We start from the raw sequence: 26,559 nt of genomic DNA, 5'->3' as shown, positions 1-26,559 counted from the left end.
TTGTGGGGATGGCGCAACCGCGGCAGCGGCCTTCGCTACGGCGTGGGGCGCAGCAGTCCGCGGACGGCCCGCTCGGACCACTGCCCCGCCGCCCCCGGACAGGCGGCGAGGTACGAGGCGACCGCGTCGGTGTCCCAGGCGCCGGCCGACAGCAGCCCGTCGGCCAGGAGCCGGAGATAGGCGGCCGACGGCGCGTTCCAGGGCACCTCGTCCATCGCCCAGGGCGCGGTGAACGTGAGGACGGGCAGCCCCTCCAGCCGCCCCGCGCAGACCAGGGTCTCGTAGCGGCCCCGGCCCAGTACGGACCGGCCGCGGGCGAGCACGTCGGCCAGGTCGAGGCGCCCGCCGGGCTCCCGGTACATCTCCTGGGCGGCGACATCGGAGAACTGCTCGGCCGACAGCAGGTGCGCCCTGGCCAGGACGCGCCCCTGGGCCCGTGGGTCGTAGAAGGCCCGGCCGCCGCCCCACACCGGCGACTCGGTGGCGAAGTAGAGGGCGCCGGTGAGTTCGACGGCGAGGGACCGCGCGGGCAGCCGCGGATCACGGCATCCCGGGCAGTCCCGTCCGGCCCCCGGCGGACGGCCGCCGCGCAGATAGAAGGCGAGCCGCTCCAGCTGCATGTTCGAGCCGTAGGAGGTGTACCAGACCTGCTCCGGGCTCGGGCCGGTCGGCCGCACCGGGTCGATGGGGTGCAGAGCATTCACGCCGGTCCGCTCCTCACACACGAACGAGCCCCTCTCCGAGGACTTCGGAGAGGGGCTCGATGCCCTGAAGGGCTGCGGTGGCTGGGGCCGGGGTCGAACCGGCGACCTATCGCTTTTCAGGCGATCGCTCGTACCAACTGAGCTACCCAGCCACGAGGTTTCACGTGAAACCTCAGCGGTCCTGACGGGATTTGAACCCGCGGCCTCCACCTTGACAGGGTGGCGAGCACTCCAAGCTGCTCCACAGGACCAAGCTGTTTGTGTGCAACAGTGTTGCACACGATCTTGCGCGCCCCCAACGGGATTCGAACCCGAAAACGTTACCTTTCTGACCTGCGGATTCGCCAGAAAATCGGATATTAGACCTTGTTTTCATCCCTCTGCGTCTTGTTCTGTCTGCCTCGATCAAGCCCTCGCGCTGACATGTCAGCACGGCTCAGAGGGCATTGCTATAGCGAATAGAACTCCCCATCGCTCGGTGCTACCCCTCCAATACAAGGAGAGAAGCGCCTACCGGCAGTCGCACGACCGGAGACATCGGGTTGAGACTGACCCCTCCACCGAGGTGACCACTTACGTTCGCCCTGGACTAACGGCACCCATCCGGCGATGACATCCGGGGCCGACAAGGCCATACTCAGGACCGCTTCGGTCGGCTCCACAGGAGCAAGCCCAGATGTGATGATGAGTAGCACTCCGCCTTGCCGTTTGCACAAGCGTTCCATGTCACGCGAGACCTCGGACGACCACTCCTCAAGGCCCAGCTTCACAGTCAGTTGCCGTCGAAGCACGGTCGCCGCCCCAGGGATGGCGTTCAGCGCATGTCCGGCAGGCATCATTCCTTGGCGCTGATGGATGGCAGACGGCGCCATACGCCATTGCCCGTCCTCGCTCTGAGCCAGCTCTACGGATTCCACGCCCGCGTTCACCAGCAGGATCAATGGGTTCTTGTCGTCCAAGGTGATCTGAGGCGTGTGAGTCGCGCTCGCCGTCCAGGTCAGACGAGGTTCTGATGGGCCAATGATCTTGAAAATGCCGACGCTGCTGTCGCGACGAGTGCCGTCGTTCTCAGTCCATTCGGGGTAGCGGCACATGCCCAAGTGGTAAAGGCTGGCGGTGGCACCCCAAGGTTGCTCGAACACGCGCAGCGCCGGCACCCCCGCTCCTAGCGAAAGCCCACAGTACTGACAGTCAAGCGGCCACAACCCCTCCATTACGTCGGCCAGTTGCCCTTCCGCCAACTGCTCCTCGGTGCTCCTGCTCACCGCCAGGGCTTGGAGCCCGCCCCTGTCGGCTTCCGCGCGGACAATCCGCCAGTCCGGCATCAACAAGGGTGTACGCTGCCGTGCTTTGCGGAACCATGACTCGGCGCTCGCCGCATTGCCCTCCCAGGCCAGTACGGTGCCAAGCGTGATCATGGCATCAGGATCGCCCTCCTTAGCGGCGGCCAAGGCGCTTTCCCGTGCCTGAATCAGGTAGTAAGCCGCTGCTTCTTTCTGCTCTCGGTACGCAAGCCAGCCAGCAAATGACAGCGCCGCTGCGGACAAGCCTCGATCGGCCGCCTTCTGCAGCCAGGTCCCTCGATCGTCCAGCACCGTGTATCGCTGCCGAAGCAAGTTGCCGTACTTCACTGCACACTCATCATCGCCCTGCTCCGCGCCACGTTCCCAAAGCTCGGCAGCGGCTTCGTCCTCACCGTCTTGCGAAGCCAGATCACCGAGCAGCCGGAGTGCCTGCGTCCGGCCCGACTCGACTGCCTTCTCCAGCCACTCCCTGCCCTGACTGGAGTCGTCTGCGGCCACGAGGAGAGCACCGAGATGCAGCATGGCGGTTCCATCACCATGCATAGCGGCTTCTCTCAGCCACCGCTCCCCAGCGCTCCGCTCCCCGCTCTCAATGAGTACGGCAGCAAGGTTCACCATCGCCGTAGTCTCGCCCGCTGCAGCCAGAGGCAGTAGCGCTTCTTTCGCGATGTCAGAGCGTTCCGCAGTCAGCGCCGTCCAGGCAACTAGGGACCGACCTTGTCCCTCTGCGAGATCCAACGCCTTGCGCCATACCGACTCGTCCAGTTTTACGGACGTCTCCTGTCCCTGAGGGGCTCCAGCGACCAGGTAATCGAAGGGGCGCCACCCACCGCCCTCTGAGGGAACCAGCAAGCTTGTGATGCCGAGAGATTCACGAGTTGCCCACTCCCACGCTTCCTTGATGGGCTCGGGCCGCAACGCTGCGCCGCCGGCTCGCTGCAAACAGGCACCGTGCAGTTCCTCAATGGCATCAGCAGGCAAGGGGCCCGCAAGGCCGGTACGCGCGAGATCCACCGCAGCAGCCACCAGTGCCGCTCCTCGGGGATGACGGTCGTCACCTGCCTTCCACCTCTCCAGCAACTGTGGACCAGCAGCGAGATACTCAGCGAGCCCGTACCCTTCACCCGCTTCAAGAGCCTGAATGACCCGCGGGTCCTTCGACCGACCCGCTTCCACCCGCTCCGCTTCGGACCACGTACGTGGTACCTGTACATGGCGAGCCTGACGCAGAAGACGACCAGCCGCCCTTGAGCCGTACGTGGGTCCGCCCAGTGATACCGCAGCACTGTCCAGCTGCAGTAGATCGTCGTACAAATGCGACCGCAGTGTGGCCACCACGACCACACCCCGCCGTTGAAGCTCTGCCAGCAGGCCCGCCGTAAGGCCTGTGCTATGCAGGTGCCCCTCCAGGTCATCGAGCCACACCAAGTGCCGGGCGCCAGTACGACAGGTCGCAGTCAGTCCGCTCAAGTCCGTGGCTGGCTCAGGACGGCAGACAAGCCAGTCCGGACAGACTCGCTGGACGGCTTCGAAGGCCGACCGGGTCTTGCCCGCTGCAGAAGGGCCGGTGAGTAGAACAAGGCCTCCGCTCCCAACCGCCTCGGCAAGTTGACTCTCCAACTCGTTGTCGAAGTCTCGCGGAAGCCAGTCCACCATCCTGGGGAATCCGGACACTTCCCGTACCCGGTGCACCCCAAAGTGGGCAGCTGAAGCTGCCGACACCTCTTCCCAATCGATCGTGCCGCCCATGGCCGTGGCGACGTTGACGGAATCGGTCACGTCGTGCAACGAACTGCCGGTGGCGCTCCGTACTAAGGGTTCGAGCGCCGGGTGTACTCCCGTATGGCGCTGTACGAGATCCACGAACACTTCGTCTTCCAACAGCAGGCGAGCAGGCACGACTTCTAGTCGGCCATGTCCCCATCCCCCTGGGTCTTGGACGGCAACACCGATCACGTGGCCGTGCAGCATCGCAGCAGCTCCGGACATGCCCTGCCACGGCGAGCCGTCCGCTACCGGCCGCGGGGCAGAGTGCTCCCCATCAATAACGTAGCGTCCCCGTAATAGGGCCGAACCCGGCTTGAGCATGCCGACAAACTGCTCCGTGTCCGGCCGGTTTTCCCGGCGCTGCACCCGAGGAAAGCCAAGAACTTCACATCCAGACCATGGGTTCATGTCTCCCGGCTCACCCCACCGAACGGTTTCAGGTCCGTCACCGACAAGGTCTGACTACGCCAACAACAGTGCAGCGTCAGATCGTTCGCCATCGCCGCACCACAGCACATCGCAGATACGGGGCCCTAGCCCGCGCGGTACCGCGACACGCACAGGCTTGTCGCCCAACAAATGTGCTGCAGTCAGCACGAGCCTGGCCCCTAGCAGGAGCCCGGTGCCCTGCCCCTCCCCCTCAACGACTGCGATGTTCAGCCGCGCAGAGGTTCCCATGAGCGCCCCTCACCCCTAAGATAGCCGCGGCCCGTCATCGAACTCCGAAAGATCAGCGGCTTCGGGGTTGCCGATGACCCAGCTGCTGCCATCCGCTGCGTTCTTCGGCGCAAGAGTGAGCGTGACCCGGTGCGATTTGTGCCTACTCACAGCGGCACCGGTCTCGCCAGACACCACCCAGGCACGAAAACCCGCCTTGGCCTGGGCATCCCTGCGCAGCTCAACGGAGAACTCCATGGTCAGTTCCCGTACATCAAAGAGAGGCGCCTGGCCACTGGCCGCAGTCGCAGCAGCAACCAACTGCTGCCGCAGAACGGCGACTGCCTGCGTGAGTTCGATCTCGGAAAACGGCTCGCTCATACTCTCCCCCACGCCACGACTCCCCGGATCCCTAACCCTACCTGCGGCCACCTCGGCAGCCGACTCCTTTACCGACTCCCATCGAGCTCACGAGCATTTCGTCCCACGGCTCACGCCGGCTGCCCTCAGCGCGGCGGATGCGGACTGGGCATGGTTGCCGGTGGTCCAGGTGTCGTCGATGAGCAGAATGTTGTCGCCCCATGGGCTGGCTGAGGTGTACCGGGCGGGCGAGACTGCACGGCAAAGGGTCGCCGCTTCCGGGGCCGCCGTGAGCAGGTCTCGGTAGCGAGGACGAGTTGGGCCGACTATCTCGGCCGCCATGTCGCGCAACGGAGGAGCACTACGCTTACTGGTGCTGGGAGCGGTGGTGACGTGCCAGCAGAAGGCCCCGCAGTTCTCCGACCAGCCGTAGCCGGGCCCTTCAACCGCCTCGCTACTGCCCCGGCGTTGTGTCGGGGGAGTGCCGACGGGCTCGGCGACCGACTGCAGTGTCAGCTGGACCGCATCTGACGGCGCAGCTGATTCAGTGCCGCGCGTACGCGATCCGTCTCCGGAGACTCCGCCCCCAGGGTGTGGAGTAGGTCGTGGTAAAGGGCAACCAGTACGTTGAACGCCTCCGACAGTCGGCCCGCAGAGTGCAGCAGCAGACCGTGCCGACGACGGGTGGTCAGGACGAACGTGTCAGTGGGCGATAAGGCACCATCCACCGCCTTCAGTACGGCTTCGAATGCCTCCAACGCTTGCGCCATCTCGCCCAGCTTCATTAGGCAATAGGCGATCTGACCACGGGCCTTCAGCCCTTCCGTGCTGTTCTCCGCTCCTCGGGCGGCGAGCGGGGCCACGTACTTGCGGTACAGCAGCAGCGCACGCCCGTATTCCTCCTCCTCGAACACAGCGTCCGCCTCCCGGAGACTGTCCGCGTCCGCAGCCGGTGCCCCCTTACTGGCCGAAGGCACGGCGAACCACGCGGGCTCCGGATGTACGAGACGGCTGAGCCCAGACTGCTCCCCTCCTGCCACCCCTATGCCAACCCATCGGTGCCCTCTCGGGAAGAACGGAAGGAGACGCTTGAAGACCTCCTGAGCAGTCGCAGGCCGGTCTTCTGGGCGCTTGGCGAGCAGGTCCAGCACCAGAAGGTCCAGATCGGGACCAGCCTCCGGACGCAGCTCCCGCACGGGAACGGGAGGCTCGTGCACATGGTGGTAAAGAAGACTGGCCGCATTGTCCTGCGTAAACGGCGGTCGCCCGGTCAGGAGTTCGTAGAGGATGCAGCCCAGTGCGTAGAGATCGCTCCGTGGGGTGACCTCGACCGCCCGCGCCTGCTCGGGGGACATGTACCGGGGCGTGCCGACGGGAAAGCCCTCCGGGGTCAAGGGGGTGTGGTCGCCTTCGAGCAGCGCGGAGACACCGAAATCCAGCACCATCGCGAGACCGCTGTCCGCAACCATGATGTTGGCGGGCTTCAGGTCGCGGTGGACGAGCGGCACACTCCCGGTGTAAGTCAGCACCGAGCACAGATGGGCCCCCAGGCAGGCCGCCCACGGGATGGGCAGTCGGCCAAAGTCCCGGCAGATGTTGTTGAGCGGGGATCCGAACAGCCGCTGCATGACGATGTAGAGGCGCCCACCGCCCGCAGGATCGGTGACGATGTCATAGATCTGCGGGATACCTGGGTGGGCGAGCCGCGCCATGATCTGGGCCTCGCGGCGGAAACGGGCGACTCCGGCATCGGAGCGAGTGGAGCCCTCCCGGGGGTGAATGAGCTTGATGGCGACGTGCCGGCTCAGTTCAGGGTCGCGTCCCGCCCAGACCTGTCCCATCCCTCCCCTGCCAATGAGTTCTCCGAGTTCGTAGCGTCCCACGCGACGGTGTACCCCCGGCACGCTCACTCGCCCGTGTCCCGGGGAACCTCGGCATCCTGAAGGGATTCGGAGTCCCAGAGCGCTTCGGCGAGGTCGGAGAGGCAGCCTTCGCCGGGGACCAGCCAGTAGCGAGGTCCCTGGACAGCACTCCATGCCTCGCGCCAGTCGGCACGCTGCCAGATGTGACGGATCAGTCCGTTGATCGAGTACAGACGCCCGTCCGCTGCCCAACGCAGCGGCTGCCGGGCGTCATTGTTCCAGGTCGCGAGGTAGCGAAGAGGGTCCTCGTCGAGCCAGTGGCCGATGGCCGCTTCTTCCACTGCCCCTGGCTGGTACAACACCTGCGTCCCGTCAAGGATCCGTCGGTGGGCGACGAGAATCCGGGCGGATCCCGGCCTCCTCCGCGGTTTCGGCGGGGACGCGACCACAAGCTGTGGGGTCCGCTCCACGTCGGCGAGGGTGTGCAGGGCCGCCTCTGCGAGGTGGCGGCACCGCCCGGCCTCCCGGAAGGTCGTCGCTACGAAGGAGTTGCGGCCGAAGAGGTCGTCCACCAGCGGGATCAGAGCTGCCAGCACCGAGCGTACGAGACCGGGCACCTCGTCCAGAAGCTGTTCCCACTCGGCGTCGGGATCGTCGATCCCCTCGGCTCCGCGGAGCCGGAAAACAAGATGGGTGACGAGCAGGGTTCCGCGCTCCGCGATGGCGGCCGAGCGCCCGTTTAGACGGGGTCTCAGTTCGTGGAGGGCTTCACGGACGGCGCGGAGCAGGAGGACGGAGCGCCAGATCTGAAGTGCGCTCGGCTGTCGTCCGAACAGGCGGGTGTAGGCCCCCTCCGATGGCGCTTCCCACAGGCGCTCCGTCGACGCATTGGCCAAGGCGCTGAGGGAGGCGTCGGGATGGCCGCATGCGAGCGCCACGGCCGCCTCCTCTACCGAGCAGCCCGCAGCAGGAGTGGGGACCAATTCGCCCCGCCTGAAGACGTACTCCTTGTCGAGGCTGGTCCGAAAGTCGTCCCGGATATGTCCCTGCACCGGGTCGAGGGCAACAAAGTCCCTCGACCCGGTGTGGTGTTGGGTATTTGTCGCGGCACCGACGGAGCGGGCGAAGCCCTCGGGTGCGTTCGCTAGGGAGATGAACCGTACCTGGACACTGGCCCGCACGACGTTCTCCGGATGTATATCGTGCGCGTAGTAGATGGAGGCGACAGTCTGGGCGCCGTTGACGACCGTGGCACCTGTGAGCCGCAGTCGTACGGGAGCGCCTTCGGCGGGGCGGGAGAAGAATTCAGTCTCGATGGAGTCGCACAGCACTGTGATGCCGTTGTTGAAGCACCAGAAGTTTTCGGGGGCGGTCCGCAGCGTCTCCACGATCCCGAGGTTGGGCGGGGTCATGCCGAGGGGGTTCCGGATGTTCCGGTCGAACAGGCGGGCACCGTGCTCCTCGTACCAGAGCGCGACCTCGCCGGCATCGATCAGCCCGACGACCGCCCGATGGGGGAAGTCCCGCGCGAGCCAGCTGCCGGGCAGGGTGGCGACGAGTTCGACGCTCCGAGGCAGGGAACTTTGGTGTGCGGCGGAGTGGAAGTCGGGGAGCGCCAGGACGTGACACTCGACCTCGGAGCCGAAGTCCGCGGCGGCTTGCTCGATCAGTCGGCGGGCCTGTTCCTTCGTCGCCTGTTCGCCCATGACGGCCACGACCAGGTGCACACGGCACTCCGGTGATTCGAGGATGTCCCGGACACGGGCGGCGTGCCGCTGCACCCGGTTGTTGAACCGGTCGAAGTCGCGGTTGTCCAGTTGCCGAAGACCGTGCAGCAGTTTCAGGGCACCGTCCACCCCGAAGCTAGCGGTGCCCTTGTCGCTCCACTTGGCCTGGACGAGCCACAGGTCGGGTGCCGATGAGGAGTACCCGATGGCATCGATCCCCTGGTCGTCTCGCCCGTCGGTGACCGATGCAGCGGCCTCGTCCGGCGTGCAACCGGTGAGCAGTTGGAGCGACACGGCGGCCAACGCGCGCGAGACGAAGACCCGTTCGGACTCGAAGGCCGACCGCTGGTGCATGTCCCCGAGGTCGATGAGACCGGCGTACTCGCGGGTGAGGAAGTCCCGGACAACCTCGGCGGCCTGACCGCGTGCCGTCCCCGCGTTTTCGCCCGCACCCATAATTTCCCCCGGTATGGTCCGACGGCCGCAATCCTACGTGCGCGGGGCGACCTGGCCTGCATATAGTCGGTAGGCGTGGACACGACATCGCCACAGCTGACATCTCGTACGGAGCCAGCCGCTCCGGCAGTCCGGGCTCGATCTGCACCCGCAGGCGCCGATTGGTGTCCTCGTGCTTGCCACGCGGGGTGCTGGACCTACGAGATCGCCTCTCCGATGGTCTCGACACGCAGAACACCGGGAACGTGTGAGTCTGCTCAGCAGCCTCACGCAGATTTTCGGGGCACCGACGCATCACGGGTAGGGTCATCGCTGCCCGTCTCCTCGACGGCGGCCTGCCGGTCACCGCGGTACCGCGACGTGTCACTACGAAGGGAGTCGAGGGGTGCGGATCTTCGTGGACGAGTAGCCCTTGTCCGCGGCGACCCGCTCGGGCCGGGTCCTGGGCCGGCCGGGCCCGCACCGGCGGACGCTGATGCGGGCCATGACCTGCTCGAACTGGGTGCAGTCGTTGACGTTGCCCGCGGTCAGGGTGAAGGCCAGGGGGCGGCCCTGTCCGTCGCAGGCGAGGTGGATCTTCGTGGTCAGCCCGCCGCGGGACCGGCCGATCGCCTCGCCCGGCCGGTCCTGCCCCCTTTTCGGGCACCGGCCGCATGCTGGTGGGCCCGCACAGCCGCGGAGTCCACGCACACCACCGTCCAGTCCACAGCGCCGACCGCGTCCGAATGCTGCTGGACATGGGCCAGGAGCCGGTCCCAGGTGCCGTCGGCCGACCAGCGGCGGAAGCGCTCGCAGACCGTCTTCCACGGCCCGTACCGCTCCGGCAGATCCCGCCAGGCAGCCCCGGTGGACAGCTTCCACAGGATCCCGTTGACCACCTGGCGCCGGTCGCGCACCGGACGGCCCATCCGCGGCGGAGCCAGCAACGGCCCGATCACCGCCCACGACTCATCAGTCAGCTCATGACGACGCACCACGAACACACCAACGACCCAACCACTTTACGGACACGCCCTAGGAGCTCCACCAGGGGATCACACGGGCTAGCGAACCGCAGAAGTCACTGGGTTCTCCGCATCCCGACGGGCACCGATGTGCCCACTGATGGCCACAGGAAAATAGAACAAAAAAGACCCTTCGTCTGTATTTTTGCAGGGCAAATGGGTCTTCTTCGCTGTGGAGCTTAGGGGAGTCGAACCCCTGACATCTGCCTACCCGCACGGATGGGCCGAATGGGCTGCACACGTAAGTCTTTGCGATCGGAGGCAGTGTGGGCCACGGTGCCGGAACGATTGGCGAACCCCAACGCGGATTCTTGTGCCTCGTGCACTGTCACCCTGCTGTGTGCCTGACGGGCGACATGTGTTGCGGTCTGAAGGAGACCGGGTTCTGCGCGGGTGAGGGCGGTTTCGGCAGCCTGGAACCGCGACAGCACGGTGCTGACATGTCAGCACACAAAGCCCCGGGGAGCGGATTGCGGCCAGGGGCGATCTTTGCTCGGGCACACAACGAGAACGTCCCGGACGGCATGCTGTCCGGGACGTTCTCGGGGTAGTGGCTGGGGCCGGGGTCGAACCGGCGACCTATCGCTTTTCAGGCGATCGCTCGTACCAACTGAGCTACCCAGCCACGAGGTTTCACGTGAAACCTCAGCGGTCCTGACGGGATTTGAACCCGCGGCCTCCACCTTGACAGGGTGGCGAGCACTCCAAGCTGCTCCACAGGACCAAGCTGTTTGTGTGCAACAGTGTTGCACACGATCTTGCGTGCCCCCAACGGGATTCGAACCCGTGCTACCGCCTTGAAAGGGCGGCGTCCTAGGCCGCTAGACGATGAGGGCTATCGGCCCGCCTGGGCGCTTCTCAGCGCGTCGGGGACGTGAGAAGCATATGGGATGCCGGGGGGTATCGCCAAAACCGTTGACGAGCCCGGCGGGGAGGCGGCCCGGGAGGGTGCCGAAGCCGGTGGCGGGGGCGGTGACGAGGAGGGCGCCGAGGGGGTGGGAGCGGCGCCCGGCCGGTTCTCCTCGGGCAGATGGCGGCTCACCTCCGCGGTCGTCAGGCCCAGCCCGCCCAGCTTGATCGCGTCCCAGGCCTGGAGGCGGCGGCTGTCCCGGTCGACGTAGAGGACCGACGCCTCCACGGGGGCGGGATGCTCCTGCTCGACCGCGCGCAGTCCGCTGCCGCCCGTCGAGCCCTCCCTGCGCAGCCGGGTGCCGTAGGGGAGGATCTCCGTGCCCTCGTGGTGCAGATGCCCGCACAGCACCAGCGGCACCGCGCCGTCCGTCTCCCGGGCCGCCAGCGGTTCATGGGCGACGGCGATGTCGACCGGGGTGCCGGCGGCCCGCTGGTCCCGCAGCGCCGACGCCAGCCGGGCGCCCGCCAGCCGCTCCGCCGCGTCACCGCCCGTCGCCGCCGAGCGGTCCGGGGTGAACTGCGGGTCGCCGATCCCGGCGAAGCGCAGTCCCGCCACCGTCTCGGCCCGGCCGTCGTCCAGCACATGCACGTTCTTCATCCGCTCCAGACGGTGCTGCGTGGTCCGCGAGTCGTGGTTGCCGCGCACCCAGACATAGGGCACGCCCAGGTCGGCCACCGGGTCGAGGAAGCCGTTCTCCGCCGCCGTGCCGTGGTCCATCGTGTCGCCGGAGTCGACGATCACGTCCACCTTGTACTGCTCCACCAGCGAGCCGATGATCTTCCAGCTCGCCGGGTTGAGATGGATGTCGGAGACGTGCAGCACCCGGATGGTCGTCGGGTCCGGCTGGTAGGCGGGGAGCGTGGAGGTGACGTCGTACAGCTTGGTCACGTTCGTCACCAGACGGGCCAGCTCCCGCTGGTACACGTCGAACTCGGTGACGATGCTGCGGGCGTCGCCCACCAGCGAGGGCGCCGAGGAGAGCAGCCCGGAGAACCGGGGCTCCAGCACCGACTTCGGGTTCCAGGTGGCGTACGCGCTCGCCCCGGACGCGGCGAGCAGGGCCAGGGCCAGCCCCCCGGCCGCCAGCGCGCGGCGCGGGCGGCGGTAGACGGCCAGGCCCAGGGCGGTGGCCCCGGCGACCACCGCCACCGTGGAGCGCAGTGCCAGGTCGAAGGTGCCGTGCTCCACGTCGTGCGCGACCTCGTCCTGGAGCCCGGAGAGCCGTTCGGGGTGGTCGACGAGGGCCTGGGCGCGCTCCGGGTCGAGCTGGTCGACGTTCACGTCCAGCCGGACCGGGGCGGTGTGGCTGTCCAGGCGCAGCGCGCCCAGCGGCGAGACATTGATCTTCGTGCCGCCGCTCAGGGAGGGGCGCAGCGTCATCGTCGTGTTGACGGGGCCGACCGGGACGCGTACGTCGCCGACGGTCAGCAGCCCCAGCCAGGCACCGGTGATCACGACGGCCGCCAGGCCCAGGGCCCGGAGCCAGGGGTGCGGCGCGGTGGCGGTCAGGGGACGGGCGGCGCCGCGCCGGGCGCCGCGGCGGTACGGAAGGTCCAGGTCTGCGAGGCGGACGCGAGCCATTGGGCGCGTATGCCCGGCCGCGTCGGCGGATATGCGCGCTCCGGTCCGCGCACCGGCCGGGGCACGGCCCGGACACGGGACCTCGCCGTACCGGACAATGGGCGTGTGCTGGAGATGACGCGCGAGGAGTTCGAGGAACTGGTCGCCGAGGCGCTCGACCGGATCCCGCCGGAGCTGACACGGCTGATGGACAACGTCGCGGTGTTCGTCGAGGACGAGCCGCCCGCCGACGACCCCGACCTGCTCGGGCTCTACGAGGGCACCCCGCTGACCGAGCGCGGCGAGTGGTACGCGGGCGTGCTGCCCGACCGGATCACCGTCTACCGGGGGCCGACGCTGCGCATGTGCGACACCCGCGAGGACGTCGTCGCGGAGACCGAGGTGACCGTGGTGCACGAGATCGCGCACCACTTCGGCATCGACGACGCCCGGCTGCACGCCCTGGGCTACGGCTGAGGTCCGTCCGGCGCTCCGGCGTGTCCTCGCCGGGGCGCCGGGAGTTGGGCACGGCGACTTCTCCCTCCCGGAGGTGGCTTCCGTGCGCCCCTTGCCCGTGTCCGTCCGTCCCGCTGTGCCCGTGTCCGTCCGTCTCGCCGCCGCGCTCGCCGCACTCGCCGCCGCCACCGGCTGTGTGAGCGTGGGAGAGGAGGCCGGCGGCGGGGCCCGGCCCTCGCACTCCGCCGGGCACGGCGGCGGTGAGGTGTCCGGCGGCGCGGCGGCGGTGTCCGGCGCCGCCGCGGACCGGGCCGGGGGCGGCGACGGCAAGCACGGGCACGGGAAGAAGGAGAAGGGGTCGCCGAGCGGGGAGCCGTCCGGTTCGGCCCCGGCCACCGGCGCCCCGAGCGCGTCGGCCACGGCACCCGGCCGGCCCGGCGGCCCGCCGCCCGCGGGGGACCCGGCGCCCACCGAGGTGGTGCCGGAGCCGCCGCAGACGTCCGCGCCGCCGCCGGAGCAGCCGCCCGCGTCGCCGCCCCCGCCGGCCTCGCCCGATCCGACGGTCGCCGAGCCGTCGTCCTCGGCGCACGAGGGCACCGGGACCCAGCTGGCGCAACGGGAGCCGGCGCCCGCGCCGGGCAGTCTGCGCCGCCCCGGCCGGGCACACGTCTGACCTGCGGCTCCGTCCGCCCCCGGGCTCGGTTTGCCTCAAGGGGAGGAAGGTGCGTATGCTAGTAGATCGTTTGATCCCATTTGCCCGGCGCCCATGAAGAGCGCGCCGTGTGGCGCGTACTCTCCCTTGCCGTGGCGGACCGCATCGAGGCGGTCGTGGTGCGAAACACGGAGTTGACGGGCGCGTGCCGACGAGACTCCGGAAGGTTTCGCATTCGCATGTCCATTGCCAGTACTGATCACGTCGTCGTGCCCGAGAGCACCGAGGACACCCCCGAGAACCCGCAGCTCCTGGCCGACCAGGCCGGTGCCGAGGCTCCCGAGGGCACCGAGGACCGGGCCCCCGAGATCACCTTCGCCGACCTCGGCCTGCCCGAGGGCGTCGTGCGCAAGCTCGCGCAGAACGGCGTGACCACCCCCTTCCCGATCCAGGCCGCGTCCATTCCGGACGCCCTGGCCGGCAAGGACATCCTCGGCCGCGGCCGCACCGGCTCCGGCAAGACCCTCTCCTTCGGTCTGCCCACCCTGGCCACCCTGGCCGGCGGCCGCACCCAGAAGCACAAGCCGCGCGCCGTCATCCTCACCCCGACCCGCGAGCTGGCGATGCAGGTCGCCGACGCGCTCCAGCCCTACGGCGACGTCCTCGGCCTCAAGATGAAGGTCGTCTGCGGCGGCACCTCCATGGGCAACCAGATCTACGCCCTGGAGAAGGGCGTCGACGTCCTGGTCGCCACCCCGGGCCGGCTGCGCGACATCATCAACCGCGGTGCCTGCTCCCTGGAGGACGTGCGGATCGCCGTCCTCGACGAGGCCGACCAGATGTCCGACCTGGGCTTCCTGCCCGAGGTCACCGAGCTGCTCGACCAGGTCCCGGCGGGCGGCCAGCGGATGCTGTTCTCCGCCACCATGGAGAACGAGATCAAGACCCTCGTCGACCGCTACCTCACCGACCCGGTGAGCCATGAGGTCGACGCCGCCCAGGGCGCGGTGACGACCATGTCGCACCACATCCTGGTCGTGAAGCCCAAGGACAAGGCGCCGGTCACCGCGGCCATCGCCTCCCGCAAGGGCCGCACCATCATCTTCGTGCGCACCCAGCTCGGCGCGGACCGCGTGGCCGAGCAGCTGCGCGACGCCGGGGTGAAGTCCGACGCGCTGCACGGCGGCATGACCCAGGGCGCGCGCACCCGCACCCTGGCCGACTTCAAGGACGGTTACGTCAACGTCCTGGTCGCCACCGATGTCGCCGCCCGCGGCATCCACGTCGACGGCATCGACCTCGTGCTGAACGTCGACCCGGCCGGTGACCACAAGGACTACCTGCACCGGGCCGGCCGCACCGCCCGCGCGGGCCGCACCGGCACGGTCGTCTCGCTCTCCCTGCCGCACCAGCGCCGCCAGATCTTCCGCCTCATGGAGGACGCGGGCGTCGACGCCACGCGCCACATCATCCAGGGCGGCGCCGCCTTCGAGCCGGAGGTCGCCGAGATCACCGGCGCCCGTTCGATGACCGAGGTGCAGGCCGAGTCCGCGGGCAACGCCGCGCAGCAGGCCGAGCGCGAGGTCGCCCACCTCACCAAGCAGCTGGAGCGCGCGCAGCGGCGCGCGTCCGAGCTGCGCGAGGACGCCGACCGGCTGGTCGCCCGGGTCGCCCGCGAGCGCGGCGAGGACCCCGAGGCGGCGGTGGCCGAGGCGCAGGCCGAGGCCGAGCGGATCGCCGAGGTGTCGGTGCCGGAGCAGCCCGCGGCGCAGGACGTCGACCGCGCGGAGCGCGAGGAGCGCACGGCGCCCGCGTCGTCCTCCTCCCCGTCCTCCTCGGCGCCGTCGTACGACCGCCGGGAGCGTCGCGACGACCGTGGTGGTGACCGTGGCGGTTTCCGCCGTGACGACCGCGACCGTTCCTTCGACCGTGACCGTGGCGGCCGTTCCTTCGAGCGCCGTGACGACCGCGGCGGCGACCGTGGCGGCTTCCGCCGCGACGACCGGGACCGCGGTGACCGTGGCGGCTTCCGCCGTGACGACCGTGGCGGCCGTTCCTTCGACCGCAACGACCGCAACGACCGGGGTGGCGACCGTGGCGGTTTCCGCCGGGACGACCGCGACCGTTCCTTCGACCGTGACCGTGACCGTGGCGGCTTCCGCCGCGACGACCGCGACCGCGGTGAGCGCGGCGGCGACCGCGCCCCCCGCTCCTTCGACCGGCGTGACGACCGCGGCGGCTTCCGCCGGGACGACCGTCCGGCCCGCCGTGACGAGCGCGGCGGACACCGCGGCAGCGACCGTCCGTTCAACCGCGACCGCCAGGGCGGCGACCGCCCCGGCTTCCGCACCGGCGGTCACGAGCGCCCCTACGGCCGCCGTGACGACCACCGCGGCGGCGGCTCCTCCTTCGGCCGCCGCGAGGACAAGCCGCGCTGGAAGCGCAACGGCTGACACCGTGTGAGCCGACTGTCCGGAAGGGCCCGTACGACATCGAGTCGTGCGGGCCCTTCCGCATCCCCGTGCGATCCCCGCGTGAGGCATGTCACACCGCCGGTGAGGGAATTGCTGGGGGCATGACAGATGATGACGCCAGTGCGCACGGGACCGCCGGGCCGTCGGACGAGGAACGGCTGGCCCAGCTCGGCTACACGCAGGTCCTCGCCCGCCGCATGTCGGCCTTCGCCAACTACGCGGTCTCCTTCACGATCATCTCCGTCCTCTCCGGCTGCCTCACGCTGTACCTCTTCGGCATGAACACCGGCGGCCCCGCCGTGATCACCTGGGGCTGGGTGGGCGTGGGCCTGATGACGCTGTTCGTGGGCCTGTCGATGGCCGAGATCTGCTCGGCGTACCCGACCTCGGCCGGTCTGTACTTCTGGGCCCACCGGCTGGCGCCGCCGCGCTCGGCCGCCGCCTGGGCCTGGTTCACGGGCTGGTTCAACGTGCTGGGCCAGGTGGCGGTGACGGCGGGCATCGACTTCGGCGCCGCGTCCTTCCTCGGCGCGTATCTGAACCTCCAGTTCGGCTTCGGGGTCACCCCCGGCCGCACCGTCCTCCTCTTCTCGGCGATCCTGCTGCTGCACGGCCTGCTGAACACCTTCGGCGTGCGCATCGTCGCCTTCCTCAACAGCGTCAGCGTGTGGTGGCACGTGCTCGGCGTCGCGGGGATCGTGGCCGCGCTCGCCCTGGTCCCCGACCAGCACCGGTCGACGTCGTTCGTCCTCACCCACTTCGTGAACAACACCGGCTGGGGCAGCGGCGTCTACGTCGTCCTGCTCGGCCTGCTGATGGCCCAGTACACCTTCACCGGCTACGACGCCTCCGCCCACATGACCGAGGAGACCCACGACGCGGCCACGGCCGGCCCCCGGGGCATCGTCCGCTCCATCTGGACCTCCTGGATCGCCGGGCTCGTCCTGCTGCTCGGCTTCACCTACGCCATCCAGGACTACGGCCGCGCCCTGGACTCCCCGACCGGCGCCCCGCCCGCCCAGATCCTGCTGGACGCCCTCGGCGCGAGCGCGGGCAAGCTGCTGCTGCTCGTGGTGATCGGCGCCCAGCTGTTCTGCGGCATGGCGTCCGTGACGGCCAACAGCCGCATGATCTACGCCTTCTCCCGCGACGGCGCGCTGCCCTTCTCCCGCCTGTGGCACACCGTCGGCCCGCGCACCCGCACCCCCGTCGCCGCGGTGTGGCTGGCCGCGCTCGGCGCCCTCGTCCTCGGCCTGCCCTACCTGATCAACGAGACCGCGTACGCCGCCGTGACGTCGATCGCGGTGATCGGCCTCTACATCGCCTACGTCATCCCCACCCTGCTGCGGGTCCGCAAGGGCGACGCCTTCGAGCGCGGCCCCTGGCACCTGGGCCGCTGGTCCCGGCCGATCGGCGTCGTCGCGGTGGTCTGGGTCGGTGTCATCACGGTCCTCTTCATGCTGCCCCAGGTCTCCCCGGTCACCTGGCAGACCTTCAACTACGCCCCCGTCGCCGTCCTGGTCGTCCTCGGCTTCGCCGCCGTCTGGTGGCTCGCCTCGGCCCGCCACTGGTTCCTCGACCCCACCCGCACCCGCCGCCCCGCCCCCGCTCCGGCCCGAGACCCGCACTGACCCCGCCGGTGCCCCCGGCACACCCCCGTACGGTGCACTTCCGGCCCCGCTGTCCGATACCCGATCGGCGCCACGGCCTCCTACGGCTATGCTCAGGGATGCACCATCGCCAGGGCCCTTAGCTCAATTGGCAGAGCAGTGGACTTTTAATCCATTGGTTGTGGGTTCGAGTCCCACAGGGCCTACGGGTGCGGGGGAGGGGAGTACCCCTCCGGCCCGCGGGGAAGCGCCCCGACCGGTTCCGACCGGTCGGGGCGCTTCGGCGTGCCGGGGGCTCCGTGCCTGCTCGCGGGGGCGGGCCGAGGATCCGCCGTGCGGTCCGGCGTGCCGTGGTGACACGGTGTGCGGCGGCAACTACACCTCTAGAGTGGGGTGTTAGGCGACCGAGGACGCGAAGGGCTGGGACGGATCCGTGAGAGTGCAGCTTCCCCCTGAACCGGCGTGCTTCGTCGACCGTGAGGAGCAGCGGGAGCGGGTGCTCCGTGCGGTGCGGGAGCGGGCGGCCGGTGGTGACCGGCCGCTGCTCGTGACGCTCAGCGGGCCGCAGGGCATGGGCAAGACGGAGCTGGCCCGGCTGCTCGCGCGGGTGCTGCGCGACGAGTTCCCCGACGGGGTGCTCTCCGTCGACCTGGACGACTTCCGGATGGGCGGCGCCGCCGATCCCGCGGACGTGCTCGCCCAGTTACTGGAATCCCTGGACGTGGAGCCGGCCTTCCTCGCGCCGCAGTTCAAGGCGCGGTGCAACCAGTACTGGAGCAAGACCGCCGGCGCGCGCCTGGTCCTCATCGTGGACAACGCGCGCTACGCCTCGGAGATCGTCCCGCTGCTGCCGGCGTCGGGCGGCAGTCTGGTGATCGTCACCAGCCACAGCCCGCTGCGCGACCTGGAGGACGGGGCCGCCCTCGGGATCGCGCTGCCCCCGCTGGAGGAGCGGGCCGCCACCGAACTGCTGGAACTGGTCGTACGGGACCCCCGGCTGGCGGCCGACCCCGACTCCGTACGGGCGCTGGTGCGGCTGTGCGAAGGGCTGCCGGCGGCCCTCCATGTCGCGGGCGGCTGGGTGCGCGGGCACCGGCTGCGGCCCCTGTCCCGGCTGGTCCCGCAGCTGCACAGCACATGGGAGGAGAGCGGCGTCCCCGGCGTCGAGCGGTTCTGGGACACCGTGTACGACGGTCTGTCCCCCACCGCGGCCCTGCTCTACCGGCTGCTGCCGCACCACCCCGCGCTGACCTTCACCGCGGATTCGGCGACCGCGCTGCTGGGCCGCGGGCCCGAGGCGTGCGAGGACGCGCTCGAAGAGCTCGACCGGGCCGGACTGCTGGACCTGAGCGAGGTGCTGTCCGCGGCGGACGGCCGGATGCGGCTGCCCGGTCCGCTGCGCGCCCACGCCCGGCGGCGCTCGCGCCGGGACGCCGGCGGCGGCGAGGCGGAGGAGGCGCTGACCAGGCTGCTGCGCTGGCTGGTACGGCAGTTCCAGCGGGCCGACCGGTTCGCCGCCGGGTCCCGGCTCCTCGTCGGTGACGCGTTCCCCGCCCTGGCCGGGGCGCCGGACGCCCCGCTGGCCGACCCGGCGCAGGCGGACGGCCCCGAGGAGCGCGCGGCGCGCTCCGACCGGGCCTCGGCCTGGCTGTACGAGGAGCGCCACGCGCTGTTCGCCGCCGTACGCCTCGCCCATGAGCGCGGCCTGGACGCCGAGGCGGTGGCGCTGTCCGAGCCGGTGTGGACGTATGCGCTGGACCACCCGCACCAGTCGGATGTGATCGGGGCGCTGCGGCTCGCCGTCGCCTGCGCGGTCCGCGACGGCGGCCGCCCGGCCTGGCTGGTGCGCACGCGGTGCCAGCTCGCCCGGCACCTGTGGGAGGCCGGGCTGCTGAGCGAGGCGGCCGAGCAGCTCGACCACGCCGAGGCGGCCCTCGCCGGGCTCGGCGGCGGCGAGCGCGATCGCAAGCTCGGCGCGTCGCTGGTCGAGTTCCGCGGCATGCTCCACGGAGCCGGTGGCGACTGGGCGCGCGCCGCGGCCGAGTTCGCCCGGTCCCGCGCGATGAACCTGGCGATCCCCAACCCCTACGGGGCCATGCTCCAGACGTACCGGCTGGGCGAGGCCCGCGCGAAGCTCGGTGAGCTGGAGGAGGCCCGGGAACTGCTCGCCGAGGCACACGGCATGGCGGTCGAGGAGAAGCGCGAGCGGATGACCCGCCGCACCGGCTTCGCGCTCGCCGGTGTGCTGCACCGGCTCGGCCGCACGGCCGAGGCCCGCCCGCTGTACGAGGACTCGCTGCGGGCCGCCGTCCGGCGGCGCTCCGGCTTCGACGAGGCCCGGGTCCACGACGCGCTGGCCGGGCTGGCCCAGAACGAGGGCCGCAGCGCCGAGGCCGCCGAGCACCGTACGGCCGCCCGTGACATCCGGCGGCACAACGGCCTGGACGCGTAGGGCGTCCGGCACCCGCGGGGTACGGCGGCGCGGCGGCGCGGTCAGAAGGGCGCCGCCGCCTCGGCGTCCGTGGCCGGGCGCAGGGCGAGGGCGAAGGCGCGGTCACCGATGACGCAGCTCAGCCGGACCGGCGCGGGGGCGAGGGACACCGGGTCCGGGTCCGGGGAGTCGCCCAGCAGCCAGGCGTGCACGGCCGACACCGCGGCGGCCGGGTCGGCGCGCGTCACCCGGCCGTCCTCGGCCAGCGGGGCGACCTGGACGACGTACGCCCCGGACGCCTCCGCCGCGCCGGTGGAGGCGCGGGTGCGGGTGCGGGGTCGGGTGCGCAGCAGGAACAGGTCCGGCGCCAGGACCGCCGCGGCCGTACGGCAGCCCGGGTACGCGGACAGCGCGTGGCGCATCCAGCCGTCCGCCGTCCAGGCCGATCCTGACGAGGCGTCGGCGGCGGGCAGCGGGCGCCGGTAGAGCACTCCCGCCGAGCGGACCAGGGCCTCGCTCGCGGATCCGTCCTCGGCGGCCAGGTGGTCGCCGGGGGCGCCGAGCCCGACCGGGCGCCGGGCGACGCGGACGCGGGCGGCGACGCCATCCGTGCCGGTGCCGGTGCCGGTCGCCACCGCGGTGTCCACGTCGAACGCCGCGGGGACGCGCTCCGCGGGCCGGGGCTCGGGCAGCAGCCGGGGCGGGGCGGTCCGGGCGGGCGGGGTCAGGCCGAGGAGGGCGTACAGCTCGGTCCGCAGCAGCCGCAGGGCCCGTCCCTGCTGGGCGAAGGCGGTCCCGGCGGCCTCGCGGCCGGTCCCGGGGCGGTAGGCGCGCAGGGCCTCTTCCACGGCCGCGGGGGCGGCGTCCGGCGCGCCGAGGCGCGGTATGCGGTCCAGGAGCGTGTGCATGGGGCTGCCCGGTATCAGTTCGGCGCCGTCCTGGTGGACGCCGACGACGGGCCGGTCCTCGGTGGCGCAGTAGTACAGCGCGGTGGAGCCGTGGTCCGTGACCAGCGCGTCGGCGGCGACCAGCACGGACGCCCACTCCTCGTGGGGGCCCGCCAGGACCAGGCCCGCGTCGAGGGCGGGCGCGAGGCGCTCGGTCAGGTCGTAGGTGCCCAGCAGGCTGTGCTCGTTGGGGTGCACCACCAGGGCCAGTTGGTACTCGTCCTGCGGGAGCCGGGCGGCCAGCCGGGCCGGCAGCTCGGGGAAGCGGCGCAGCAGCGACTCCGGGCCCCAGGTGGAGACCAGTACGAGCAGTCTGCGGGCGCCGGTGCCGAGCGCGGCGCGGTAGCGCTCGCGCAGCGGGCGGGAGGCGAGCAGGCGGTCGAGGGTGGGGTCGCCGACGACCTTGGCCCGGTCGGCGGCCCGCCGGTCGGCCGCGGCGATCCTCGCCACCTGGTCGGGGTGGGCGACCGCGTGCAGGGCCACGGGGGCGGGCGCGGCGCCGGTGCCGTCGTCCGCGCGCAGCAGGAAGGCGGGGTCGAGTCCGGACGCGGAGTCCGGGTCCGAACCCTCGCCGGGGATCGACTTGTTGTAGCCGGCGCCGTGCGGCAGCAGCACGTGGCGGCCGCGCAGCAGCCGCAGGTCGCCCTTGGGGCTCGCGGTGAGGATCAGATCGTAGGAGCGGGCGCGCGCCTCGCTCCACGGCACCAGCCGCCCGCCCACCGCCTCGACGGCGGCGAGCACGTCGACGCCGAAGTCCGAGCCGGGGACCAGGGTGAACAGCCGGGTGATCCGGTCATCGCCCGACAGCGCGGGGACCGTGTCCAGCAGCCGGTGGAGCGCCACCGTCGAACGCGCGGCGAGCAGCACCGTCGCCCGTCGCCCGTCGCCCGTCGCCCGTCGCCCGTCGCCCGTCGCCCGTCGCCCGTCGCCCGTCGCCCGTCGCCCGTCGCCCCAATGGTCAATCTTATCCGAGGACGGGCGGCCGGAAGAGCTGTTTGCGCAGGTCGGCGCCGGTTTTTCGGTGTCCTCGACAGACATGGTCCGATCGTACCGGGCACGACGCCCCGGGGCGCCGAGTGATCCCTGCCGCACCTGTGGCCGGAGCGGGGTCCGTGGCCGGGCGCGACCGCGAGGATGGCGGCATGGGTGAATGGGGTATCGCGCTGATCGCCGCGGGCTCGGCGATCGTGGGCAGTGTGGTCACGGGCTGGTACGGCAGGAGCGCCGGGGTGCGGCAGGCCGAGGCGGCCCGGCACGCGGGCGACCGGCAGGCGGAGGCGCTGCTGGAGTCGGTGAGGATGACGCTGCGGGGCGCCGACGGCCAGCGCGCCGTCGCGCTCCGCAGGCAGGTCTACGCCGAGTTCCTGGGCGCCGCGGAGGCCAGGCTCCTGACCGAGCGGTCCGGCCGCGGCGGCGGTGGCGGTGATCACGAGCTGTCGCTCCAGCGGGCGTACGCCGGTGTCGTGCTCGAAGGGCCCCCGGAGGCGGCGGCCGCCGCGAACGGGCTGCTGGAGGGGCTGCGGCGGCACGACTCGCCGGACGAACTGCACCGCGCGAAGGCCGCCTTCGTCGAGGAGGCGCGGCGGGCGGTGGCCGCGCTCGGCAGCCCCTGACCGGCCCGGGGGGACACGGCTCCTTACCCCGGTGACCCGGATCACAGCGGGCGGGTGCATAGAACCGGACCTGCCACTGTCTTGTTCCCAGGTGTAGGCGACTGGCGGGAACGGGGACGGTGGGGATGCGGCAGGCTCTGGCCGGTGAGTTCGACGAGTTCGTGGCGGCCCGCTGGTCGGCGCTGCTCCACCTCGCCCGGCTGCTCACCGGCGGTGACCGGCACCGTGCGGAGGACCTGGTGCAGGACGCCTTCGTCAAGCTCTGGTTCGTGTGGCCGAAAGTGGCCCACGAGGCGCCGGAGGCGTACGTACGCAAGGTGATGGTCCGGGCGGCGGCCCGTTCCGCGCGGCGGCGCTGGTGGGGCGAGCGCCCCGTCGACCAGGTGCCCGAGACGGCGACGGCGGGCGATGTGTCCGCGACCGTGGCCGAGCGCTCGCGGCTGGAGGCGGCACTCGCCCGCCTGCCCCCGCGGCAGCGGGCCGTGGTGGTGCTGCGCTACTGCCAGGACCTCTCCGAGAGCCAGGTGGCGGACGCGCTGGGCTGCCCGCTGGGCACGGCCCGCTCGCACGCCGCGCGCGGAGTGGCGCGCCTGAGGCAGCTCCTGGACGACGTCAGCGAGTCGGTGGGGTGAAGGAGAGGACCATGGACGACGACTTCGAACGGCGGCTGGCGCGGCTGATGCGCGCGCCGCAGGAGTACACCCCCTTCGAGCCCCGGCACCGCGCACGCCTGTGGGAGGGCGTACGGGCGCGCCGCCGGGCGCGTGCGGCGCAACGGGCCGTCGGCTCGCTGCTGGCGGTCGCCGGAGCGGGCCTCGGACTGGTCCTCCTGCCCGGCAACCGCGTCGGCGTGGAACCCGGCGCGCCCCCGCCGCGCCCCGCGGTGAGCCCCCTGTCCTCGCCGTTCTCCCCGCGGGCGCACCCGGACCGGACACCGGCGCCCGGCCTCTCCCCGAGCGATCCCCCCTCGGGAGCCTCCTCGGGCACCCCTTCCCGGGCCGCCACGACCCGCCCGCCGTCCACGGCCGGGAACTCCTCCTCGCCCTCGTACGCCCCGGCGTCCCGGACCACGCCCCCGTCCGGCGGCACCAGTGGCACCAGTGGCACCGCCGGGCACGGGTAGCCCACGCGCGTGTCCCGCGCCCAGCCGCAGCGCCGACCGCAGCCGCCTCCCGCACCGCCCGCCCGCCCGGCCCCTCTCAGGAACGGACGCCCGATGACCACCACCCTGCCCACGACCGAGACCCCGGGCGCCCCCGGGCCGGGCGGCGGCCCCCGCGGACCGGGCTCCGCCCCCGCCGCCGGAGCCGAAGCCGGCCCGGGAGGCCGGCCGCGCGGGCGGCGGCGGACGCCCGGCCGGGTGGCGGAGCGCATACGCGGCCGGATACCGGAGCGGATACCCGACCGCACACCGCACTGGCTGTCCGGCCGCCTCACCCCGGCCGACCTCCGCGTCCTGCGCCTCTACCTCTTCACCCGCCTCGGCCTCGGCCTCGTCGCCTACGCCAGCGCCTGGCTGGCCCCCAGCGGCACCGCCGACCGGACCCCCGCCGGCTGGCTCTCCCGCTGGGAGCAGTGGGACTGGGTCCACTACCGGCGGATCGCCGAGTACGGCTACTTCGACGCGTTCCCGGGCATCGACGTCCCGCACGACAACCGGGTGGCGTTCTTCCCCGGCTTCCCGCTCCTGCTGCGCGCCGTCCACACCGTCGTCCCCGACTGGACCGCGGCCGGGCTGCTGATCTCCCTGGTGAGCGGGGCGGTGGCCGTGGTGGCGCTGGGCCGGATCGCCGCTCTCGGCCGCCCGGACGGCGGCGAGGCGGGCCCGCGGGCCGCGACCTTCCTGCTGTTCTCGCCCGCCGCGGTGTTCCTGGCCGCCGGCTACACCGAGTCGCTGTTCCTCGCCCTGGCGCTCCCGGCCTGGCTCGCGGCCAAGCGCGGCAACTGGCCGCTCGCCGGACTGCTCGGCGCGGCGGCCACCACCGTCCGGGTCAGCGGTCTGTTCCTGGCCGCCGCGCTCGCCGTCGAACTCCTGACCGCCGTACGCGCGCAGGCTCGGGCGGACGGCTCGGACGGCTCGGACGGCTCGGACGGCTCGGACGGCTCGGACGGCTCGGACGGCTCGGACGGCTCGGGCGGCACGCCGCTCGCCCGTCGGCTGCTCCCGCTCGGCTGGTGCCTGCTGCCCGCCGTGCCCGCCGCCGTCTACACCGGCTACCTGCGGGCGCACACCGGTGACTGGATGGCCTGGAAGCACGCCGAGGAACGCGGCTGGTACCGGGACTTCCACACCCCCGCCGAGTCCCTCCGCAACACCTGGCACAACGCCTTCGGCCACCTCCAGAGCACCGGGTACGCCGTCGAGTTCCAGCTGGAGCTGGCGGCCATGGCGGTCGGGGTACTGCTGCTCGCCGTGCTGCTGGTCCGCCGCCGCTGGCCGGAGGCCGTGTTCATCGCCCTCAACCTGTGGGCCCTGGGCACGTCCTACTGGTACCTCTCCGTGCCCCGCGCCACCCTGATCTGGTGGCCGCTGTGGACCGGCCTGGCCCACTGGAGCCTGCGGCGGCGCTGGGTGAAGGACGCGTACGTCGGGGTGGTCGCGCCGCTGACGGCGGTGCTCGCGGTGACGTTCACCTCGGGACACTGGACCGGGTGACGCCACCGGGCCGGTGCTCCGCCGGGGGACGTGCGCGCCCGGACCCAGGGGCGGACGGTGAGGTTCCGGACGGGGCCGCGAGGATGGACGGGTAGAAACCGAGCGCCCCCACGCCTCCGAGTCCGTCCGCCTCCGAGAAAGAGTGCGCCCCGATGCCCCTGCCCCATGTCCTGCTGTCCGCCGCCGTCTCCCTGGACGGCTGCCTGGACGACACCGGCCCCGACCGCCTGCTGCTGTCCGGCGCCGCCGACTTCGACCGGGTCGACGCGGTGCGGGCCGCCTCCGACGCCATCCTCGTCGGCGCCGGCACCCTGCGCGCCGACAACCCCCGCCTGCTGGTCAACGCGCCCGAGCGCCGCGCGGCCCGGGTCGCCGCCGGCCGGCCGGAGCATCCGCTGAAGGTCACGGTCACCGCCACCGGCGAGCTGGACCCGCGGGCGCGCTTCTGGCACACGGGCGGCGAGAAGGCCGTCTACACGACCGACGAGGGCGCCGAACGGCTGCGCCGCGCGGGCGTCGGTACGGCCCCCGGATCCGAGGATCCCGATGCCGCGTCCCCCGCCCCCGGCGCCGCCCCCGCCCCCGCCCCCGGCGCCGCCTCCGTCTCCGTCGTCCCGCTGGGCGCGGCGCTCGACTGGCGGCGCCTGCTGGAGCACCTGCACGACGTGCGCGGGGTGCGCCGGCTCATGGTCGAGGGCGGCGGCACGGTGCACACCCAGTTGCTGAGGCAGCAGCTCGCCGACGAGCTCCAGCTCGTGGTCGCGCCGCTGATCGTCGGGGACCCGGCGGCGCCCCGCCTGTTCGGGCCGGGCGCGTACCAGGCCGGACGGCTGCGGCTGCTGGAGACCCGGGCCCTCGGGGACGTCGTCCTCATGCGCTACGAGCCCACGGCCCCCGGCACCGGGACCGGCGCCGTGCCCGCTGACCGGCACTGGCTGCGGATCGCCTGCGAGCTGGCCGCGCAGTGCCCGCCCTCGCGCACGGCGTTCAGCGTGGGCGCGGTGGTGGTCGCGGCGGACGGCACCCAGCTGGCCCGGGGCCACTCGCGGGAGGCCGGTGACCCGGTGGTGCACGCGGAGGAGGCCGCGCTCGCCAAGATCGACCCGGCGGACCCGCGGCTGCCCGGGGCCACGGTGTACAGCAGCCTGGAACCGTGCGCCCGACGCGCCTCCCGGCCGCGGCCGTGCGCCCGGCTGATTCTGGACGCGGGGGTGCGGCGGGTGGTCACGGCGTGGCGGGAGCCGGACACCTTCGTGGAGTCCGCCGACGGCTCCGGGGTGCTGGCGGCCGGGGGCGCGGACGTCGTGGTGCTGCCGGAGTTCGAGGCCCTGGCCAAGGAGCCGAACCGGCACCTGCCGTAACGCGTGTGCAATCCATCCCGCAGGTGATGTACAGTTATCTCAACG

At 71.7% G+C, this 26,559-nt stretch carries 17 protein-coding genes, 6 tRNA genes and 1 pseudogene; 11 read left to right on the top strand and 13 right to left on the bottom strand.

Going from position 1 to position 26,559, the window contains the following annotated elements:
- Positions 1–35: 35 nt before the first annotated feature.
- From ACWDYF_RS07220 to ACWDYF_RS07165, 12 genes and pseudogenes are all read right to left on the bottom strand, one after another.
- On the bottom strand, positions 36–704 hold the full coding sequence (locus ACWDYF_RS07220) for a histone deacetylase (protein ID WP_389462853.1): 669 nt from the start codon (positions 702–704) through the stop codon (positions 36–38).
- Between the two features lie 78 nt (positions 705–782).
- Positions 783–856: transfer RNA gene (locus tag ACWDYF_RS07215), tRNA-Phe, on the bottom strand.
- A 24-nt stretch (positions 857–880) separates the two neighbouring features.
- Positions 881–955, bottom strand: a tRNA-Asp gene (locus ACWDYF_RS07210).
- A 198-nt stretch (positions 956–1,153) separates the two neighbouring features.
- Positions 1,154–4,183, bottom strand: coding sequence for a tetratricopeptide repeat protein (locus ACWDYF_RS07205; RefSeq protein ID WP_389462854.1), 3,030 nt, complete (start codon positions 4,181–4,183; stop codon positions 1,154–1,156).
- A 285-nt stretch (positions 4,184–4,468) separates the two neighbouring features.
- A complete protein-coding gene (locus tag ACWDYF_RS07200) occupies positions 4,469–4,813 on the bottom strand; it encodes a trypco2 family protein (protein WP_389462855.1) in 345 nt (114 codons plus the stop codon).
- A gap of 491 nt (positions 4,814–5,304) precedes the next feature.
- Entirely contained in the window at positions 5,305–6,675 is a 1,371-nt protein-coding gene (locus ACWDYF_RS07195; RefSeq protein ID WP_451584264.1) for a protein kinase domain-containing protein, read from the bottom strand.
- A gap of 23 nt (positions 6,676–6,698) precedes the next feature.
- The gene (locus ACWDYF_RS07190; protein WP_389462857.1) at positions 6,699–8,837 is read right to left on the bottom strand and encodes an AIPR family protein; all 2,139 of its coding nucleotides are present in this window, start codon (positions 8,835–8,837) and stop codon (positions 6,699–6,701) included.
- 387 nt (positions 8,838–9,224) lie between these two features.
- Positions 9,225–9,814 (bottom strand): annotated as a pseudogene (locus ACWDYF_RS07185) (IS5 family transposase); the annotation flags it as partial.
- A gap of 578 nt (positions 9,815–10,392) precedes the next feature.
- A tRNA-Phe gene (locus ACWDYF_RS07180) sits at positions 10,393–10,466 on the bottom strand.
- A gap of 24 nt (positions 10,467–10,490) precedes the next feature.
- Positions 10,491–10,565, bottom strand: a tRNA-Asp gene (locus ACWDYF_RS07175).
- Positions 10,566–10,604: 39 nt separating this feature from the next.
- Positions 10,605–10,677: transfer RNA gene (locus ACWDYF_RS07170), tRNA-Glu, on the bottom strand.
- Positions 10,677–12,335, bottom strand: a complete 1,659-nt coding sequence (locus ACWDYF_RS07165) for a metallophosphoesterase family protein (protein WP_389462858.1) — start codon at positions 12,333–12,335, stop codon at positions 10,677–10,679. The genes ACWDYF_RS07170 and ACWDYF_RS07165 overlap by 1 nt, the downstream gene beginning before the upstream one ends.
- Before the next feature lie 105 nt (positions 12,336–12,440).
- Between ACWDYF_RS07165 and ACWDYF_RS07160 the strand changes: the two genes are divergently transcribed.
- The 6 genes from ACWDYF_RS07160 to ACWDYF_RS07135 all read left to right on the top strand — a co-directional run bounded on the left by ACWDYF_RS07160 (position 12,441) and on the right by ACWDYF_RS07135 (position 19,958).
- Complete coding sequence (locus ACWDYF_RS07160; RefSeq protein WP_018566395.1) at positions 12,441–12,791, top strand: metallopeptidase family protein; 351 nt, start codon at positions 12,441–12,443, stop codon at positions 12,789–12,791.
- Between the two features lie 121 nt (positions 12,792–12,912).
- A complete protein-coding gene (locus ACWDYF_RS07155) occupies positions 12,913–13,443 on the top strand; it encodes a hypothetical protein (protein WP_389462859.1) in 531 nt (176 codons plus the stop codon).
- A gap of 218 nt (positions 13,444–13,661) precedes the next feature.
- Positions 13,662–15,875 (top strand): DEAD/DEAH box helicase, encoded by a 2,214-nt coding sequence (locus ACWDYF_RS07150; protein ID WP_389462860.1) that lies wholly within the window; start codon positions 13,662–13,664, stop codon positions 15,873–15,875.
- A gap of 122 nt (positions 15,876–15,997) precedes the next feature.
- On the top strand, positions 15,998–17,527 hold the full coding sequence (locus ACWDYF_RS07145; RefSeq protein WP_381739085.1) for an amino acid permease: 1,530 nt from the start codon (positions 15,998–16,000) through the stop codon (positions 17,525–17,527).
- A gap of 112 nt (positions 17,528–17,639) precedes the next feature.
- Positions 17,640–17,712 (top strand) — tRNA-Lys (locus tag ACWDYF_RS07140).
- Between the two features lie 233 nt (positions 17,713–17,945).
- Positions 17,946–19,958, top strand: a complete 2,013-nt coding sequence (locus tag ACWDYF_RS07135; RefSeq protein WP_389462861.1) for a tetratricopeptide repeat protein — start codon at positions 17,946–17,948, stop codon at positions 19,956–19,958.
- Positions 19,959–19,999: 41 nt separating this feature from the next.
- Here the strand turns inward: ACWDYF_RS07135 and ACWDYF_RS07130 are convergent, their stop codons facing one another.
- On the bottom strand, positions 20,000–21,751 hold the full coding sequence (locus tag ACWDYF_RS07130; protein ID WP_389462862.1) for a translation initiation factor 2: 1,752 nt from the start codon (positions 21,749–21,751) through the stop codon (positions 20,000–20,002).
- A gap of 275 nt (positions 21,752–22,026) precedes the next feature.
- On the opposite strand from ACWDYF_RS07130, the gene ACWDYF_RS07125 reads away from it, so the two are divergent.
- From ACWDYF_RS07125 to ACWDYF_RS07105, 5 genes are all read left to right on the top strand, one after another.
- Entirely contained in the window at positions 22,027–22,497 is a 471-nt protein-coding gene (locus ACWDYF_RS07125; RefSeq protein WP_389462863.1) for a hypothetical protein, read from the top strand.
- 125 nt (positions 22,498–22,622) lie between these two features.
- A complete protein-coding gene (locus tag ACWDYF_RS07120) occupies positions 22,623–23,129 on the top strand; it encodes a SigE family RNA polymerase sigma factor (protein WP_381739107.1) in 507 nt (168 codons plus the stop codon).
- Positions 23,130–23,140: 11 nt separating this feature from the next.
- Positions 23,141–23,620, top strand: coding sequence for a cellulase (locus ACWDYF_RS07115; RefSeq protein WP_389462864.1), 480 nt, complete (start codon positions 23,141–23,143; stop codon positions 23,618–23,620).
- 93 nt (positions 23,621–23,713) lie between these two features.
- On the top strand, positions 23,714–25,153 hold the full coding sequence (locus ACWDYF_RS07110) for a mannosyltransferase family protein (RefSeq protein ID WP_389462865.1): 1,440 nt from the start codon (positions 23,714–23,716) through the stop codon (positions 25,151–25,153).
- 152 nt (positions 25,154–25,305) lie between these two features.
- Entirely contained in the window at positions 25,306–26,514 is a 1,209-nt protein-coding gene (locus tag ACWDYF_RS07105) for a dihydrofolate reductase family protein (protein ID WP_389462866.1), read from the top strand.
- Positions 26,515–26,559: the final 45 nt, after the last annotated feature.

It is taken from the genome of Streptomyces sp. NPDC003284 (assembly GCF_053589675.1).
The sequence above is the reverse complement of the archived record's forward strand: the minus strand, read 5'-3'. Positions and strand labels throughout refer to the sequence as shown.